The organism is Streptomyces sp. NPDC058632 (assembly GCF_042717095.1).
In the GTDB taxonomy this organism is placed as follows: domain Bacteria; phylum Actinomycetota; class Actinomycetes; order Streptomycetales; family Streptomycetaceae; genus Streptomyces.
In genome coordinates this window covers 16,740-32,193 of record NZ_JBHXQZ010000031.1, presented here as the reverse complement: position 1 = coordinate 32,193, position 15,454 = coordinate 16,740, and the positions used below count along the sequence as shown (strand labels likewise).

15 protein-coding genes are annotated in these 15,454 nt (G+C 72.8%); 4 read left to right on the top strand and 11 right to left on the bottom strand.

Annotated features, from left to right (window positions below; all coding sequences use genetic code 11):
• Positions 1–10: 10 nt before the first annotated feature.
• Entirely contained in the window at positions 11–880 is an 870-nt protein-coding gene (locus ACFWVE_RS14395; RefSeq protein ID WP_384012904.1) for a sporulation protein, read from the top strand.
• Between the two features lie 85 nt (positions 881–965).
• On the opposite strand, the gene ACFWVE_RS14390 is transcribed toward ACFWVE_RS14395, so the two are convergent.
• Both ACFWVE_RS14390 and ACFWVE_RS14385 read right to left on the bottom strand, forming a co-directional pair.
• On the bottom strand, positions 966–1,901 hold the full coding sequence (locus tag ACFWVE_RS14390; protein WP_384012902.1) for a M56 family metallopeptidase: 936 nt from the start codon (positions 1,899–1,901) through the stop codon (positions 966–968).
• A gap of 6 nt (positions 1,902–1,907) precedes the next feature.
• Entirely contained in the window at positions 1,908–2,297 is a 390-nt protein-coding gene (locus tag ACFWVE_RS14385; protein ID WP_384012899.1) for a BlaI/MecI/CopY family transcriptional regulator, read from the bottom strand.
• Positions 2,298–2,438: 141 nt separating this feature from the next.
• On the opposite strand from ACFWVE_RS14385, the gene ACFWVE_RS14380 reads away from it, so the two are divergent.
• Positions 2,439–2,759, top strand: coding sequence for a twin-arginine translocase TatA/TatE family subunit (locus tag ACFWVE_RS14380; RefSeq protein WP_384012896.1), 321 nt, complete (start codon positions 2,439–2,441; stop codon positions 2,757–2,759).
• Positions 2,760–2,816: 57 nt separating this feature from the next.
• Here the strand turns inward: ACFWVE_RS14380 and ACFWVE_RS14375 are convergent, their stop codons facing one another.
• Both ACFWVE_RS14375 and ACFWVE_RS14370 read right to left on the bottom strand, forming a co-directional pair.
• Positions 2,817–3,620, bottom strand: coding sequence for a TIGR03943 family putative permease subunit (locus ACFWVE_RS14375; protein WP_384012893.1), 804 nt, complete (start codon positions 3,618–3,620; stop codon positions 2,817–2,819).
• Positions 3,617–4,660: a permease gene (locus tag ACFWVE_RS14370; protein WP_384012890.1), complete on the bottom strand. Its 1,044-nt coding sequence runs from the start codon at positions 4,658–4,660 to the stop codon at positions 3,617–3,619. The genes ACFWVE_RS14375 and ACFWVE_RS14370 overlap by 4 nt, the downstream gene beginning before the upstream one ends.
• Before the next feature lie 227 nt (positions 4,661–4,887).
• Here ACFWVE_RS14370 and ACFWVE_RS14365 point away from each other — a divergent pair, with 227 nt between their 5' ends.
• Positions 4,888–6,867 carry a potassium channel family protein gene (locus tag ACFWVE_RS14365; protein WP_384013009.1) on the top strand — a complete coding sequence of 660 codons (1,980 nt, stop codon included), beginning with the start codon at positions 4,888–4,890 and terminating at the stop codon, positions 6,865–6,867.
• Between the two features lie 55 nt (positions 6,868–6,922).
• Here the strand turns inward: ACFWVE_RS14365 and ACFWVE_RS14360 are convergent, their stop codons facing one another.
• A complete protein-coding gene (locus ACFWVE_RS14360) occupies positions 6,923–8,815 on the bottom strand; it encodes a prolyl oligopeptidase family serine peptidase (protein WP_384012887.1) in 1,893 nt (630 codons plus the stop codon).
• A 156-nt stretch (positions 8,816–8,971) separates the two neighbouring features.
• Here ACFWVE_RS14360 and ACFWVE_RS14355 point away from each other — a divergent pair, with 156 nt between their 5' ends.
• The gene (locus ACFWVE_RS14355) at positions 8,972–9,802 is read left to right on the top strand and encodes an SURF1 family protein (RefSeq protein WP_384012884.1); all 831 of its coding nucleotides are present in this window, start codon (positions 8,972–8,974) and stop codon (positions 9,800–9,802) included.
• 30 nt (positions 9,803–9,832) lie between these two features.
• Here ACFWVE_RS14355 and ACFWVE_RS14350 read toward each other — a convergent pair whose 3' ends face one another.
• From ACFWVE_RS14350 to ACFWVE_RS14325, 6 genes are all read right to left on the bottom strand, one after another.
• Positions 9,833–11,236: a hypothetical protein gene (locus ACFWVE_RS14350; RefSeq protein WP_384012882.1), complete on the bottom strand. Its 1,404-nt coding sequence runs from the start codon at positions 11,234–11,236 to the stop codon at positions 9,833–9,835.
• Entirely contained in the window at positions 11,233–11,907 is a 675-nt protein-coding gene (locus ACFWVE_RS14345) for a SigE family RNA polymerase sigma factor (RefSeq protein WP_384012879.1), read from the bottom strand. The genes ACFWVE_RS14350 and ACFWVE_RS14345 overlap by 4 nt, the downstream gene beginning before the upstream one ends.
• Before the next feature lie 420 nt (positions 11,908–12,327).
• Positions 12,328–13,389: an aspartate-semialdehyde dehydrogenase gene (locus tag ACFWVE_RS14340; RefSeq protein ID WP_384012876.1), complete on the bottom strand. Its 1,062-nt coding sequence runs from the start codon at positions 13,387–13,389 to the stop codon at positions 12,328–12,330.
• Positions 13,389–14,666 carry an aspartate kinase gene (locus ACFWVE_RS14335; RefSeq protein ID WP_384012873.1) on the bottom strand — a complete coding sequence of 426 codons (1,278 nt, stop codon included), beginning with the start codon at positions 14,664–14,666 and terminating at the stop codon, positions 13,389–13,391. Before ACFWVE_RS14335 ends, ACFWVE_RS14340 begins: the two co-directional genes overlap by 1 nt.
• Positions 14,667–14,938: 272 nt before the next feature.
• Positions 14,939–15,100, bottom strand: coding sequence for a hypothetical protein (locus tag ACFWVE_RS14330; protein ID WP_384012870.1), 162 nt, complete (start codon positions 15,098–15,100; stop codon positions 14,939–14,941).
• A gap of 110 nt (positions 15,101–15,210) precedes the next feature.
• Complete coding sequence (locus tag ACFWVE_RS14325) at positions 15,211–15,399, bottom strand: hypothetical protein (RefSeq protein ID WP_384012867.1); 189 nt, start codon at positions 15,397–15,399, stop codon at positions 15,211–15,213.
• Between the last annotated feature and the right edge of the window lie 55 nt (positions 15,400–15,454).

The window sequence follows — 15,454 nt, the reverse complement described above, 5'->3', positions numbered from 1 at the left end:
GGATGCCCCGATGGTGTTCAAGCGGCTGCTCGGTTCGCCGGGGTCGGGCGGGCCCACGGTCGACACGGTTCTGGAGCCGGGGGCCGTCCGGCCCGGCGGGACGCTCGCCGGGCAGGTGCGGCTCGTGGGCGGCGACACCGCGTTCGACGTCGAGCAGGTGGCCCTTGAGCTCGTGGCCCGGGTGCAGGACGGGGAAGGGGAGGGCGGGGGAGCTGCCACCGTCGTCTTCGAGCGCTTCGCCATCGGTGGCGGGTTCCGGCTGGACGAGGGGGAGGCGCGCACCGTGCCGTTCGGGGTGACGCTGCCGTGGGAGACACCGGTCACCGAGCTGGACGGCCGGGCACTGGACGTCCGCCTCGGCGTGCGGACCGAGCTGGCGGTGTCCGGGGCGCGAAAACCGGACGCCGGCCCCGGCCTCGATCCGCTCGGTGTCGGTCCGCTCGGTGTCGGTCCGCTGCCCGCCCAGGAGGCGATCATCGGCGCGTTCCGGCAGCTCGGGTACGGGCTGCGGTCCGCCGGTCTCGAGCACGGCCGCATCGGCGGCACCGGGCAGCGGCTGCCCTTCCACCAGGAGATCGGGTTCACCCCGGCCCCGTCGTACGCGGACCGGGTGGAGGAGATCGAGCTGACCTTCCTCACCCACCCGGGCGGCATCGACGTCGTCCTGGAGGCCGACAAGCGGGGCGGCGGGAGCGCGGGCGGCGACGAGGACACCGGGCACGACGCGCTCAGCCGGTTCACCGTCGGCCACGACGACGCCCGCGACTGGGCCACCGAGGTCGACGGCTGGGTGCGGGAACTGGTCGAGCACCGGGAGGCGTACGGCAGCGACAGCACGTACGGACACGGGGGACCGCGCTCCGGGCCGGGTATCGGCTGAGAGTCCGGCCCGCCGCACCTGCACTGCCCGCACTGCTTGCACTGCCTGCACTGCCTGCACTGCTTGCACTGCCTGCCTGCCTGCCTTACAGCGGTGTCGCCGCGCGCAGGATCCAGAACAGGGTCACCGCCGCGTTGGCGGACGACATCGCCGACGCGGCCGTCCCGACGGCCGCTCCCCAGGCCGCCAGGCCCGCCGAGGTGAACACCTCCGGCCAGGATCCCGTGGCCGGAGCCGGGGCGAGCAGCGCCGCCACCCGGCGGGGGACCGGTCCCGGCGCCGCGAACGCGAGCAGGGGCGGGCCGCCGGCCCGGGAGGCGAGGGCCGCCTTGCCGATGGCGGTGGCGACGGTACGGCGGTCGCCGACCGCACGGGCCGCCTCCTCGTCCGCCCAGCGCTCCGCCGCGTACGACACCGCCGTGCGCAGGGGGCGCAGGAACGGGTTGGCATGCGCGGCCAGCCGTACGGCCAGCAGGAACCGGTGATGGCGCGCGGTGAGGTGGGCGCGCTCGTGCGCGAACAGGGCACGGCGTTCGGCGGGGGCCAGGTGGTCCAGGAGGGCGGTGGTGACCACGACCCGGTCGCGGCGCGGTCCGGTGCCCGGGAGGGCGTACGCGTACGGGGCGCCGTCGGGCAGGACCGCCACCTCCGTGTCCGGCAGGCCGGCCAGGGCCCGGTGGGCGCGGCGGCGGGTACGGACATGCCGCCACAGGGTCCGGGAGCAGACCAGCAGCACCGCGCACAGGGCGGGGATGGCGGCCTTCCCCACGACCTCGTCGTACGGGACCGCCTCCCGCACCTCCGGGTCCGACCAGCCGTCGGGCAGCGGATTGCCGGGCAGGGTGGCGGTGCCGACCACCATCACCAGACACAGGCACACCGTGCTGCACACCGCCATCACCGCCGCGACCCAGGTCAGCATCCGCGTCGCGGTCCGCGGGTGCAGGTGCTGCGCGGCGAGCCGGGCGATCGGCCATGCCGTCAACGGCAGGACGAGCGGCAGGAAGACGAACACCCCCATGAGGCCTCAGTCTTCCCCGTCGCCCCGGGGCTGACCCAGCAGTTCCCGCAGCAGTCGTTCGTCGTCCGGGCCGAGTCCGGTGACGAAGCTGGCCAGGACCGCCTCCCGGTCGCTCTCGGCGTCCAGCACCCTGCGCATCCGGTGCGCGGCGAGGCCGGCGTGGTCGGAGGCGGGGGTCCAGGCGAAGGAGCGGCCCGCGCGTTCACGGGTGACCGCGCCCTTGGCGAGCAGCCTGGTGAGGATCGTGACGACCGTCGTGTAGGCGAGGTCCTCGCCCAGGCGCTCCTGCACCCAGCCGGCCGTCGCCGGGCCGTCCGCCTCCCGCAGCGCCGACAGCACCAACGCCTCCAACTCGCCCTGTCCCCGCCGCCGGTGACGTCGACTGTGTTCGACCACGGCCTGTCTCCCTTCCGTCGTCTTCCCGTTCCCCGGCGGTCATCGTATAGACGAACGGACGCCGTCAAATTCTCTACATTGCTGTAGATTCTACGGGCGGCATCCGGCAACGGCTCACGAGAAGGACGGACGGACCCCCACATGTTCGGACTGAGCGAACTCGCGATCATCCTCATCGTCGTCATAGCCGTGCTCGCGGCGAAAAAACTGCCCGATCTGGCCCGCTCGGCCGGTAAGTCCGCCCGCATCCTCAAGGCCGAGGCCCGCGCGGCCAAGGCGGAGGCGCAGGAGGACGAGCGGCGGTCCCAGGCACAGCAGTCCCAGCCCTCTCAGCAGCCGCAGGGGGAGCGGGCGCAGCAGCCGGATGCCCCTCGGGTCATCCAGGGCGAGACCGTCGTCAAGGGCGGGACCGTCGCCCGGGAGACGGCCGCCGACGGCAGCCCCGCCCAGCAGCAGCGATAGCGGTGGTGAGCGATAGCGGTGAGCGATAGCGGTGGGTGGTAGCGGTGGCGAGCCCGCTCAGCCGTTCCAGACCTCGTCGTACGGGTCCTTCGGGGCGGGGACCGGCTTCGCCGACGTGACCTCGAAGTAGGGGACGGGCCCGTCGTTGACCGGGTCCTTCGTCCGGCGCGGGCTGTAGGTGCCGCCGACCTCCAGCCAGGCGTCCGGTTGCAGGACCGGCGGAACCTCGCCGGTCAGGGCGATCTTGACCGGTTGGCCGTCCGCGGCACAGCAGTTGAGGGACATCCGGACCAGGTAGGGAGTGCCGGACGGGTCCAGCGCGACGAAGCCGGTGATCTCGATGGGCCGGTCGCCCAGGCCGCGGCCGTCGTCGTAGACCGCGCGGGCCGCGTACTCCCCCACCCCGAGGCGCAGCGTGCCCCCGGCGGGGAGTTCCGGGAAGCCGAACGGTTTCTGCAGGGCCGTACCCGTGCGGGTGGCGCTGTACGAGCCCAGGGCCGGTGGCGCCACCAGGATCAGGGCGAGGACGGGGAGGGCGAGGAGCCAGGAGATCCGGGGCTCGTGACGCCCCTGATGATCATCAGGCCCGCCGTCGCGCCCCACGCGAGCCCCGCGAGCCCCGCGAGCCCCGCGAGCCCCGCGAGCCCCGCGCCACTCGTACCAGACCGTCGCCACCGCCGTCACGACGAGTACGGCCCCGCACAGCAGGAGCAGCGGGCGCAGGCCCGCCTTCACGTAGCGCAGGTGGAGGTCGGTCAGTCCGGCGTGCAGCACGGTCGCGCCCAGGAGGAACAGCAGGGCCGCCTGCGCCTGCCGGTTCGGGTTCTGGTTCGGGTTCGGGTGGCGACGCGACCGGTTCACAGCAGCACCGCTCCCGTCAGGACCGAGACCGCGACCGCCAGGACGAGGGTCGCCGGGGCGAAGCGCAGGGCGAAGCCGCGGCCGAACGTGCCGACCTGCATGGCGAAGAGCTTGAGGTCGATCATGGGGCCCACCACGAGGAAGGTGAGCCGGGCCGTCAGCGAGAACTGGGTCAGGGACGCGGCGACGAACGCGTCCGCCTCCGAGCAGATCGACAGCAGGACGGCCAGCGCCGCCAGCACCAGGACCGACAGCACGGGATGGTCGGCCGCCCGTTGCAGCCAGGCGGCCGGGACGACCGCCTTCAGCGTCGCCGCGGCCATCGCGCCGACCACCAGGAAGCCGCCGGCATGCATCACGTCGTGCCGGACCGACCCCCAGAACGCCGCACCCCGGCTCTGCCCCTCGTAGGACGAACGGGACGGCGGACGCAGCCAGTCGGCGCGGCCGTGGCGCTGCCACAGCCAGCCCATCAGGCAGGCCACCAGCAGACTCGCCACGAACCGGGCGAGGACCATCAGGGGATCGTCCGGGAAGGCGACCGCCGTCGCCGTCAGCACGATCGGGTTGATCGCGGGCGCGGACAGCAGGAACGTCAGGGCCGCCGCCGGGGCCACTCCCCTGCGCACCAGCGCTCCCGCCACCGGGACGGACGCGCACTCGCAGCCGGGGAGCACCGCGCCCGCCGCGCCCGCGACCGGGACCGCCAGGGACGGGCGCCTCGGCAGGGCGCGGGCGAAGAAGGACGGCGGGACGAACACCGCGATCGCCGCGGACAGCAGGACGCCGAGCACCAGGAAGGGCAGCGCCTGGATCATCACCGCCACGAACACCGTCGTCCAGCTCTGCATCACCGGGGCGCCCAGGGCGCGGCGGATCGGGTCCTGGAACATCACGGCGGAGAGCAGGAACAGGACGAGGAGGAGGGGGGAGTCGAGGTGCCGCGACTCCCCGGCCGTTCCACCGCCGCCACCGCCACCGTCACCGGGCCCCGCGTCACCGTCGGCCCCCCTGCGGGGAGCCGGCTTGGTCATGGCCACGGGCCGGGTACCTCCGGACTCGCGCGCGGGAGCGGGGACGTCGGCGGGGCGGGGCGCGCGTCCCCCTCCCCTGGATACGGAGCGGAGGGCGGGCCCGTTCAGTGCCGTTCGGCACGGTGCGGCACCGGCCGTCGTGCGCCCCTGGAACCGCCTGCGTGTATACGGCAGTCTTTCCTCTCGTGGTGAGCCTTCCGAATCAGACCCTGCCGGGCGTCCCCTCCTCGCACATGGTGGTGTGCGGTGACGACGGACTCGCGCACCGCCTCGCCGCCGAGCTCCGGGGCGTGTACGGGGAACAGGTCACCCTCGTCGTACCGCCCTCCGGACTCCGGGTGCGGGAACCGGTGGTGGGACGGGCCCGCGCCGCGTCCGCCGCGCTGCTCGACCGGTTCGTGAACGCCACCGTCAACCGCGCGGGCGGCAACGGCGGTTCGGACGACCCGTCCGGCGAACGACTGGTCGAGGCCGCCGAACCCACCGACGCCGTACTCGCCGAAGTGGGCGTCGCACGGGCCGCCGCGCTGGCCCTGGTGTACGACGACGACGAGACCAACATCCGCGCCGCCCTCAACGCCCGCCGGATCAACCCCAGGATCCGCCTCGTCCTGCGCCTCTACAACCGGCGCCTGGGCCGGCACATCGAGGACCTGCTCGACCAGGCCGCGGAGCTGTCCGGTGACGACACGCAGGGGCGTGGACGCCCCGGCGCCGACGCCTCCACCACCGTGCTGTCCGACGCCGACACGGCCGCTCCCGCCCTGGTCGCCACCGCGCTCGTCGGCACCAGCAAGATCGTCGACACCGACGGGCTGATGCTGCGCGCGGTGGAACGCCGGCCCCCGCGGCCCGGCGAGGTCGCCGATCCCGGCCTGTGCACGCTGGCGTTGCTGTCCGCGACGAGCAACGACCCGGCCGGCTCGGACGGTTCGGAGGACAGCGGCGACCAGGGGCCGCAGATGCTGCCCGACGCGGCGGCCGTCGCGGCGGCGACCGGACGCGGCACGATGGTGCTGGAGCAGGTGTCGTACTCCGGGCCGCCGCTGCCCGCCGTACGGGCCGGGGTGCCGCCGTTCGCCTCGTTGTTCTCGCAGCGGCTGCGGTGGTCGCTGGCGGGTCTCGCGACGGCCGTGGTGGTCCTGGCGGTCGTGCTGGCCCTGGTCACGGACGACCACCCGCTGCACGCCATCTACGTCACCCTGCTCGACCTCTTCGCGATCAACGAGCCCGCGCACAACCAGTCCATGGGCCGACAGGTACTGCAACTGCTCACCGGACTGGTCGGGCTGCTGCTGCTGCCGGTGATGCTGGCGGCCGTCCTTGAGGCGCTGGGCACCTTCCGCATCGTGTCGGCGCTGCGGAAGCCGCCGCGCGGGCTGAGCCGGCACGTGGTGCTGCTCGGGCTCGGCAAGATCGGCACGCGGGTGCTGACCCGGCTGCGCGAACTGCACATCCCCGTGGTGTGCGTCGAGGCCGACCCGGAGGCGCGGGGGATGGCCACGGCACGGCGGCTGGGCGTACCGGTGGTGCTCGGGGACGTCACGCAGGAGGGCGTACTGGAGGCGGCGAAGATCCACCGGGCCGACGCGTTCCTCGCGCTCACCAGCGCCGACACCACCAACCTGGAGGCCGTGCTGTACGCGCGGGCCGTACGCGCCGACCTGCGGGTCGTCCTGCGGCTGTACGACGACGAGTTCGCGACGGCCGTGTACCGCACGCTGCGGGCCGCGCACCCCGACGCGGTGACCCGGAGCCGCAGCGTCTCCCACCTGGCCGCACCCGCCTTCGCCGGGGCGATGATGGGCCGGCAGATCCTGGGGGCCATTCCGGTCGAGCGGCGGGTGCTGCTGTTCGCGGCGCTGACCGTGGGCGGGCATCCGCAGCTGGAGGGCAAGACGGTCGGCGAGGCGTTCCGGGCCGGGGCGTGGCGGGTGCTGGCCCTGGACACGGCGGCGACCCGGGCGGCGCCGGGCGCGGGCGGGAACAGCGCCGGCCATGGCTCCGGGAACGCCGCCGGTACCGGCGGGGCCGGGACCGGCGGCGCCCCGGCGGCCGGTGAGCCGTCGGGGCCGTCGGGGCCGTCGGGGCTGGTGTGGGACCTGCCCGACACGTACGTCCTGCGCGACGAGGACCGGGTGGTGCTGGGCGCCACCCGGCGGGGACTGGCGGAACTGCTCGGGCGCAGAGGGAGGGAACGGTCGGGGAGGTGACCTGCCGGTGCTCCCCGGGCGGCCGGAGCCCGGGGAACACCCGCGTCGAAATCCCTCAGCCCTGCTTCCCCTCTCCCTCCGCCGTCCCCGTCCCCGTTCCCAAGTGCCGTTCCGCGAAGTCCAGTTCCATGCGGACCTGCTTGATCCGCTCGTCGACCACCAGGGAGCCGTGCCCCGCGTCGTAGCGGTAGACCTCGTGGGGGGCCTCGCGGGACTGGAGGCGGTGGACGTAGTTCTCGATCTGCCGGATCGGGCAGCGCGGGTCGTTCACCCCGGCCGAGATGTAGACCGGCGCCTTCACCCGGTCGACGTAGGTGATCGGGGAGGACGCCTCGAACCGCTCGGGCACCTCCTCGGGCGTGCCGCCGAGCAGTGTGCGGTCCATCGCCTTCAGCGCTTCCATCTCGTCGTGGTACGCCGTGACGTAGTCGGCGACCGGGACCACCGCGATCCCCAGCGTCCACGCGTCGGGCTGGACACCCAGGCCGAGCAGGGTGAGGTAACCGCCCCAGGAGCCGCCGGTGAGGATCAGGCGGTCCGGGTCCGCGAGGCCCGAGCCGATCGCCCACTCACGGACCGCGGCGATGTCCTCCAGCTCGATCAGTCCGACCCGGTGCTTCAGCGCGTCGGTCCAGGCACGGCCGTAACCCGTGGAGCCCCGGTAGTTGACGCGGACCACCGCGTACCCGTGGTCGACCCAGGCGGCGGGGCCGGCGGCGAAGGAGTCGCTGTCGTGCCAGGTGGGGCCGCCGTGGATGTCGAAGACGGTGGGCAGCGGGCCGGTCGTGCCCTCGGGCTTCTGGACCAGGGCGTGGATCCGGCCGCCGGGGCCCTCCACCCAGACGTCCTCCACCGGCACCGAGCCGGGCGAACGCATCCCCGGCGGGTCCAGGACGATCCCGCCGCTCGTGGAGCGCACCGCAGACGGCTGGGCCGACGACGACCACAGGTACTCCACACTGCCGTCCGGCCGGGCCGTCGCGCCCGAGACGGTGCCGGGCGGGGTGTCGATCTCCACCAGCTCCGGGCCCGCCAGGTCGTAACGGAACAGCTCGCTGCGGGCCTCGAAGCTGTGCGCGATGAGCAGGCCCGTGCCGTCCGGGAACCACTCGGCGCTCACGTCGCCCGGCAGCTCCAGGGAGAGGTCCGTCTCCTCGCCCGTCGCCACGTCCCACACCAGGGGCTCCCAGCGGCCGCGCCGCTGGTGACCGATGAGCAGACGCGTGTCACCGTCGACGGGGGCGAAGCCCAGCACCTCCAGGCCCAGCTCCTCGGTGCCGCCCCTGGTGTCGTCCAGTTCGGCGACCGTGGTGCCGTCGGGGCGCAGCACGCGCAGCGCGGAGTGCATCGCGTCGCCGTGCTCGGTGTGCTCGACGGCGATCAGCGAACCGTCGTACGAGAGGTCCCCGACGCCCGCCGACTCACGGTGCCGGTAGATCTCCACCGGCGCCGCAGCCGCGTCACCCGCCCGCACCAGGTGGATCGTCGTACCGTCCTCGTCCGTGGAACGGCCCACGACGGCCGTGCTCCCGTCCCGGCCGAGGGCGAGACCGGCCGGGTACGAGGCGTCCAGACCCGGGGCGGCGAGCTCGTCCGGACCGCCCGCGAACGGCTGGCGGCGCCAGACGCCGAACTCGTCGCCGTCCTTGTCGTCGAACCACCAGATCCACTCGCCGTCCGGCGAGAGCACGCCGTCCGTGGTGCCGTTGGGCCGGTCCGTCACCTGGCGCTGCCCGCCGGTCGCCCGGTCCCAGGCGTACAGCTCGTACGTCCCCGTCGCGTTCGACACGAACAGGGAACGGTCGGGGGCGTCCTCCGCCCAGTCGGGCAGGGACACCCGCGGCGCCCGGAAGCGCTTCTCCCAGTCGGGCATCCGCTCGCCCTGATGTACTCGCTCGGTCCGGTCCGTCCGCCGCGCCGGTGCGCCGGACCCGTTGCTCTCAGTCATGGCCCCATACTGCCCGCCCCGGCGGGGTTCGCGCCGCCGAGGCCCCCGGCCTGTGGACAACCGGGATCCCCAGCCTGTGGACAACCGGCGGGACCGCGGGCCTTCGAGGCGGCCCCCGCGGGCCGGTTCCCGGGCGCGGCACCGTACGGTGGGGGCGTGTACCGGTTTCTGCTGACGCCCCGATGGTGGGGGATCAACGTCTTCGTGCTGCTCGCCATCCCCTTCTGCATCTTCATGGGGTCATGGCAGCTGGGCCGGTTCGAGGACCGCGTCGAGAACCACCGCGACGCCGAGGAACAGGTCACCTCCAGCCGGCAGGACGAGGCCCGGCAGCTGGACACGCTGCTGCCGGTGACCAAGGTGACCTCCGGCAAGCAGGCCACCGCGAGCGGCCGCTACGAGGAACAGCTCCTCGTGCCCGACCGCGACCTCGACGGCGAGCCCGGCCACTACGTCCTGACGCTGCTGCACACCGACACCGGCAAGGTGCTGCCCGTCGTACGGGGCTGGCTGCCCGGCGCCCCGGACCCGGCCGACGCGCCCGCGCCGCCGGACGGCGAGGTCACCGTCACCGGGGCGCTCCAGGCGTCCGAGACACCCGGCAGCAACGGCGTGGGCGCCCTCAGCGGCCTGCCCGAGGGACAGACCGGCGCGATCAGCTCGGCGTCCCTGGTGAACCTGGTGCCCCACGACGTGTACGACGCGTGGATCACCCTCAATGAGGGCGACTCGGGTATGCGGGCGGTGCCCGCGGTCGCGCCCGGCGGTACCGGGCTGGACCTCAAGGCCTTCCAGAACCTCGGTTACACCGCCGAGTGGTTCGCCTTCGTGGGCTTCGTGATCTTCATGTGGTTCCGCCTGGTGCGCCGCGAGGCGGAACTCCTCCGGGACACGGAACTGGGCCTGGTCCCGGACGAGCAGCCCGCGCAGGACCAGAAGCGGGACCAGGACCAGAAGCAGGACCAGCCGAGCCCGTCAGGGGTGTGACGGGCCGGCCTCGTCGGCCCGCCGTCGCCGTCAGCTCGCCGTCGTCGGCAGCAGTCCCGTCCAGTAGACGGTCCCCGCGCAGGCGTTGGACACCGTGGCGGTCGCCGTGCCCGCTCCCCCCTCCGGGGTGTACGTCACCGTCACGCTGCCGTCGGTCGTGCCGTCCTCCGTGAGGAGCTGGGTCGCGGTACCCGTGTCGCCGCCCGTGGACGTGCCGTCGTCGACCGTCGGGTTCTCGGACGGGCTGGGGTCGGGCGAGGGGTCGCCGCCGCTGCCGCCGGTGTCGCCGCCCCCGCCGTTGGTGGGGCAGGGCTCGGAGGGCACCCAGGCGAACTTCACGTCGTACGACTCACCCGGCTTGAGCACCAGTGGCCCGGCCTCCAGGGACGGGTCCGGCAGGCCCGCCGCCGCGTCCCCGGCCGTGTGCCGGGCCGAGCCCACCTTCGCGGTGTCGGCCGCACCCAGTGGCGTCACGCTCAGGCTTCCCGGACCGCCGGCGACGCAGTCGGCGGTGGACACGTTGGCCACCCGGAAGGAGCCGTAGACCGCGCCGGTGGAGTCGGGGGCGTCGCTGCTCGCGACGGCCGGGCCGAGCTGCGCGTCCGTACAGACGGGCGACCCCGCGGCGGCGCTCGCCGGGGGATCCGCCCCCTCCGTCACGCCCGTGCTCGCCCCGGTGCCGGTGTCCTTCTCCTCGTCCTTCGTGTCGTCCTTCCGGTCCCCCTCGACCTGGTCCGAGGTACCGCCCGCGGTGCTCTCGCCCTCGCCCGGGCCCTTGCCCTCGCCGGTGCCGCCCTGTGTCTGCGAGGCATGGCCCACGGCGGACGGGTTGGCGTCGGGGCCGGTGGAGTTGGAGACGTGCACGAGAGCCGGTACGGCCGTGCCGACGAAGAGGGCGGCGGCCGCCGCGCCGACGAGGATCTGCCGCTTGCGTGCCCGGCGTGCCGGGACCGCGCGCCGCAGGTAGTCCAGCGAGCCCTCGCTCGGCTCCACCACGCCCACCGAGCTGTGCAGCAGGCTGCGCAGCTCCAGCTCGTCCGGGCCGAGCCGGTCGAGTCCCTGCTCGTCCGGGCCGGCGCTGCCGTCGTTCACAGTTCCGTTCCCCGCATGCGATTGCTTCGACTGCTGCCCGAGCGGCGACACCAGCCCACGCAGCACGCGCAGGCCGTCCCCGTCGGACGACCCCGGGCCGTCGGCTCCGGTCCCGCCCTCGGACGGGGACGTGCCCCGGGAGCCGGAGGTGCCGTCGGAGCCGGAGGTGCCGTCGGACCGGGACGCGCCCTCGACGGCGAGCGTCTCGGTCGCAGGCTCCTCGGACGAACCCTCTTCGGGCTCGCGCTGCCCGCCCCCGGGGGCGGGCTCGGGCGCACTCTCCCGCGCCCCGTGCTCCTGCGGCTCGCGCTCCTCGCCGTGCACGTCCTTCCCGCCGCTCATACCGGCGTCTCCATGGCCACCCTCAGCGCCGCGATCCCGCGCGAGCCGTACGCCTTCACCGAGCCCAGCGAGATGCCGAGCGTCGCCGCCACCTGAGCCTCGGTCATGTCGGCGAAGTAGCGCAGCACCAGTACCTCGCGCTGACGGCGCTGGAGTCCTTTCATCGCCTTGATGAGGGAGTCGCGTTCCAGCAGGTCGTACGCGCCCTCCTCCGCGCTCGCCATGTCGGGCATGGGCTTGGAGAGCAGCTTCAGGCCGAGGATGCGGCGGCGCAGCGCGGAACGGGAGAGGTTGACGACCGTCTGACGCAGATACGCCAGGGTCTTCTCCGGGTCCCGGACGCGTTTGCGGGCGGAGTGGACGCGGATGAACGCCTCCTGGACTACGTCCTCGCAGGAGGCGGTGTCGTCGAGGAGGAGCGCGGCAAGGCCCAGCAGCGACCGGTAGTGCGCGCGGTAGGTCTCGGTGAGGTGGTCGACGGTCGTGCCGGCCGCCACTACGTCGTCGGCACCGCCGTCACGCTGACTGGGTATGCGGGCGGGCCGCGCTGCGGGCATCGGCGCAATCACCGGCATGCCACCGGACGCACCGGCCCTGCGGGGTCGGAGTGCCTGGCGGGGCGGGCGTAGAGCCGGGCCGCGCGGCGTTGCGAAGTCGAGTACCTCAGCCACGCCAGTTGGACACACGTCCCCCCATGAGGGTTGTACGTGCCGGACGACACGTTTATCAGGGCGTCCGGAACCGGCCGTCCCCTGTCCATGCCGGGCAGCACCACCGACAGCACACCGAATGCCCTCATGCGTCCCGCTCTTCCCCTATGCCTCATATGAACGGACGTCCCCACGTCCGGCTCCGGACGTCCCCACGTCCGGAAAAGACCACCTCGTCCTCCGGCACGCCCGGAAAAAGGGGTGCCCGCAAAGACGCTCTCCGCCCGGCACGCGGTTGCGCGGGGCGGAAGGTAAATCCTTGACTGCCTGCCGGTCGGGATCAAGAGATCAGAGCACCATGACCGGTTCACATCACTTGCACAGATCCTACAAAGCAAATGCCGTGACCAAGCATTATTTACGAGGCGGGCGGGCGGGCGGTCAGGGCCGGACCGGCACCGCCACCAGCTCGGCGATCTGCGCGGTGTTGAGGGCGGCGCCCTTGCGGAGGTTGTCGCCGCAGACGAAGAGCTCGAGCGCCGTCGGGTCGTCCAGGGCCCGGCGGACCCGCCCCACCCAGGTCGGGTCCGTGCCGACGACGTCGGCGGGCGTGGGGAACTCGCCTGCGGCGGGATTGTCGTACAGCACGACGCCTGGCGCGGTGGCGAGGATCTCGCGGGCCGCGTCGACGGTGACCTCGTGCTCGAACCGGGCGTGCACGGTGAGCGAGTGCGTGGTGATCACCGGCACGCGGACACAGGTCACGGCGACCGGAAGGCGGGGCAGGCCGAGAATCTTGCGGGACTCGTCGCGGACCTTCATCTCCTCGGAGGACCAGCCGTCCTCGCGCAGCGACCCGGCCCACGGCACGACGTTCAGCGCGACCGGATCCGCGAACGGCCCGGTGCCGTCCCCCACGGCCCGGCGCACGTCACCGGGGCCGGTCCCCAGCTCCGTACCCGCGACCAGGGAGAGCTGCTCCCGCAGCGCCCGCACGCCGGCATGCCCGGCGCCGCTGACCGCCTGGTACGAGGAGACGACCAGCTCACGCAGCCCGAACTCGGCGTGCAGCGCGCCCACGGCGACGATCATCGACAGGGTGGTGCAGTTCGGGTTGGCGACGATCCCGCGGGGGCGGATCCGCACGGTGTGCGGGTTGACCTCGGGGACGACGAGGGGCACCTCCGGATCCATGCGGAAGGCGCCGGAGTTGTCCACCACCACCGCGCCCCGCGCGACGGCGACGGGCGCCCACCGCGCGGCGACCTCGTCGGGGACGTCGAACAGCGCGACGTCGATCCCGTCGAAGGCCTCCTCGGTGAGCGCCACGACCTCGGTCTCCTCGCCGCGCACGACCAGCTTGCGGCCGGCCGAGCGCGGGGAGGCGATCAGTCTGATCTCGCCCCAGATGTCCGCCCGTTGGGACAGGATCTGGAGCAGCACCGTGCCGACGGCTCCGGTCGCTCCCACGACCGCGAGCGCCGGTCGCCCGGACCGCGTCATCAGCGGCCGGTACCCCCGTAGACGACGGCCTCGTCGCTGTCGGAGTCCAGTCCGAAGGCGGTGTGCACGGCGCGGACGGCACCGTCCACGTCGTCCTTGCGGGTGACGACCGAGATGCGGATCTCGGAGGTCGAGATCAGCTCGATGTTCACGCCGGCGTCGGACAGCGCGGTGAAGAAGTCGGCCGTGACGCCGGGGTTGGTCTTCATTCCGGCGCCGACCAGGGAGATCTTGCCGATCTGGTCGTCGTAGCGCAGGGAGTCGAAGCCGATGGTGCCCTTGTTCTTCTCCAGGGCGTCGATGGCCTTGTGGCCGTCGGTCTTCGGCAGCGTGAACGAGATGTCCGTGAGGCCGGTGGAGGCCGCGGACACGTTCTGCACGACCATGTCGATGTTGATCTCGGCGTCGGCGATCGTACGGAAGATCGAGGCCGCCTCGCCCGGCTTGTCCGGCACACCGACGACCGTGATCTTGGCCTCGGAGGTGTCGTGCGCGACACCGGAGATGAGCGCCTGCTCCACCTTCTTGTCCCCTCGCTGAATCGGCTCACTGCTGACCCACGTGCCCTGCAGTCCGCTGAAGGACGAGCGGACGTGGATCGGGATGTTGTACCGGCGGGCGTACTCCACACAGCGGTGGAGCAGCACCTTGGACCCGGAGGCCGCCAGTTCGAGCATGTCCCCGGTCGAGATCCAGTCGATCTTCCGGGCCTTCTTCACCACCCGCGGGTCGGCGGTGAACACGCCGTCGACGTCGGTGTAGATCTCGCACACCTCGGCGCCGAGGGCGGCCGCCAGGGCCACCGCGGTGGTGTCGGAGCCGCCGCGGCCGAGCGTGGTGATGTTCTTGCCCTGCTGGCTGACGCCCTGGAAACCGGCCACGATGGCGATGTTGCCGTCGTCCACCGAGGCCTGGATCCGGCCGGGCGTGACGTCGATGATGCGGGCTTTGTTGTGGACCGAGTCGGTGATGACACCCGCCTGGCTGCCGGTGAAGCTCTGGGCGTTGTGGCCCAGGTTTTTGATCGCCATGGCCAGCAGGGCCATGGAGATCCGCTCTCCCGCGGTCAGCAGCATGTCGAGCTCGCGCCCGGCAGGAATCGGGGATACCTGCTCGGCGAGATCGATCAGCTCGTCCGTCGTGTCGCCCATCGCGGAAACCACGACGACCACCTGGTGGCCGTTCTGCTTGGCTTCCACGACCCTCTTGGCGACGCGCTTGATGCCCTCGGCATCGGCTACGGAGGAGCCTCCGTACTTCTGCACGACAAGGCCCACGTGCGCTCCTCGCTCATTCCGTCGTTGTCCCACGTTTTGCGCACATGTGTGCACAGTGCGGTCGGTTCATTCTATCGAGCGCCCGAAAATCGCCTCCTCGATATCGCATCGTGAGACTTCCGGGCACCCGCGCAGGAGGGCTCATGCCCAGGGCGACGCGGGCCACTCGGAAAAGTGCCCCGCGTCACACACTCCCCCGTTCACACGTTCACACGCTCACGACCCACGACCCACGGCTCACGACCCACGACCCACGGCTCACGGCTCACGGCTCACGACCGCTCGACGCGAATGCCCTCCCGGCCGGCACAGGCGGCCGGCGCCCTGATGTCCCCCAGGTCGTCGGTGAGGATCGGCGCCTCGCCGCGGGCGATGGAGGCGAGGACGACGCTCGCGTCGATGACGTCGGACGTCTTGTTCTTCCGACAGAGCACGGCGGCCGCCTTGGCCAGGTCAGCGGTCAGCGGTCAGCGGTCAGCGGTCAGCGGTCAGCGGTCAGCGGTCAGCGGTCAGCGGTCAGCGGTCAGCGGTCAGCGGCGGCACCTCACACCCGTGCAGTACACGATGCAGACCCGCCGCCTTGGGACGCGAGTCCCAGCCCTGCGCCAGAACGCCCGCCGGGACGACGGGGGTCTTCCCCCCTGCCGAGCGCCCGGTAGTGCTGGTGGAGGAACGCCCGGTCGTTCTCCACCGCGGCGATCAGCGCGCCGGCGTCGTAGATGATGTGGCTCATGCGCTTCGACGCTCCTGCGACGTCTCTCCGAAGAGAGCGTCGAGTCGCGCATCCG

Excerpts from the sequence above, each read along its gene's own strand:
- ACFWVE_RS14395 (WP_384012904.1), top strand. The coding sequence starts at position 11 with ATGGTGTTCAAGCGGCTGCTCGGTTCGCCGGGGTCGGGCGGGCCCACG.
- ACFWVE_RS14390 (WP_384012902.1), bottom strand. The coding sequence starts at position 1,901 with ATGGGGGTGTTCGTCTTCCTGCCGCTCGTCCTGCCGTTGACGGCATGG.
- ACFWVE_RS14380 (WP_384012896.1), top strand. The coding sequence starts at position 2,439 with ATGTTCGGACTGAGCGAACTCGCGATCATCCTCATCGTCGTCATAGCC.
- ACFWVE_RS14365 (WP_384013009.1), top strand. The coding sequence starts at position 4,888 with ATGGTGGTGTGCGGTGACGACGGACTCGCGCACCGCCTCGCCGCCGAG.
- ACFWVE_RS14360 (WP_384012887.1), bottom strand. The coding sequence starts at position 8,815 with ATGACTGAGAGCAACGGGTCCGGCGCACCGGCGCGGCGGACGGACCGG.
- ACFWVE_RS14350 (WP_384012882.1), bottom strand. The coding sequence starts at position 11,236 with ATGAGCGGCGGGAAGGACGTGCACGGCGAGGAGCGCGAGCCGCAGGAG.
- ACFWVE_RS14340 (WP_384012876.1), bottom strand. The coding sequence starts at position 13,389 with ATGACGCGGTCCGGGCGACCGGCGCTCGCGGTCGTGGGAGCGACCGGA.
- ACFWVE_RS14325 (WP_384012867.1), bottom strand. The coding sequence starts at position 15,399 with ATGAGCCACATCATCTACGACGCCGGCGCGCTGATCGCCGCGGTGGAG.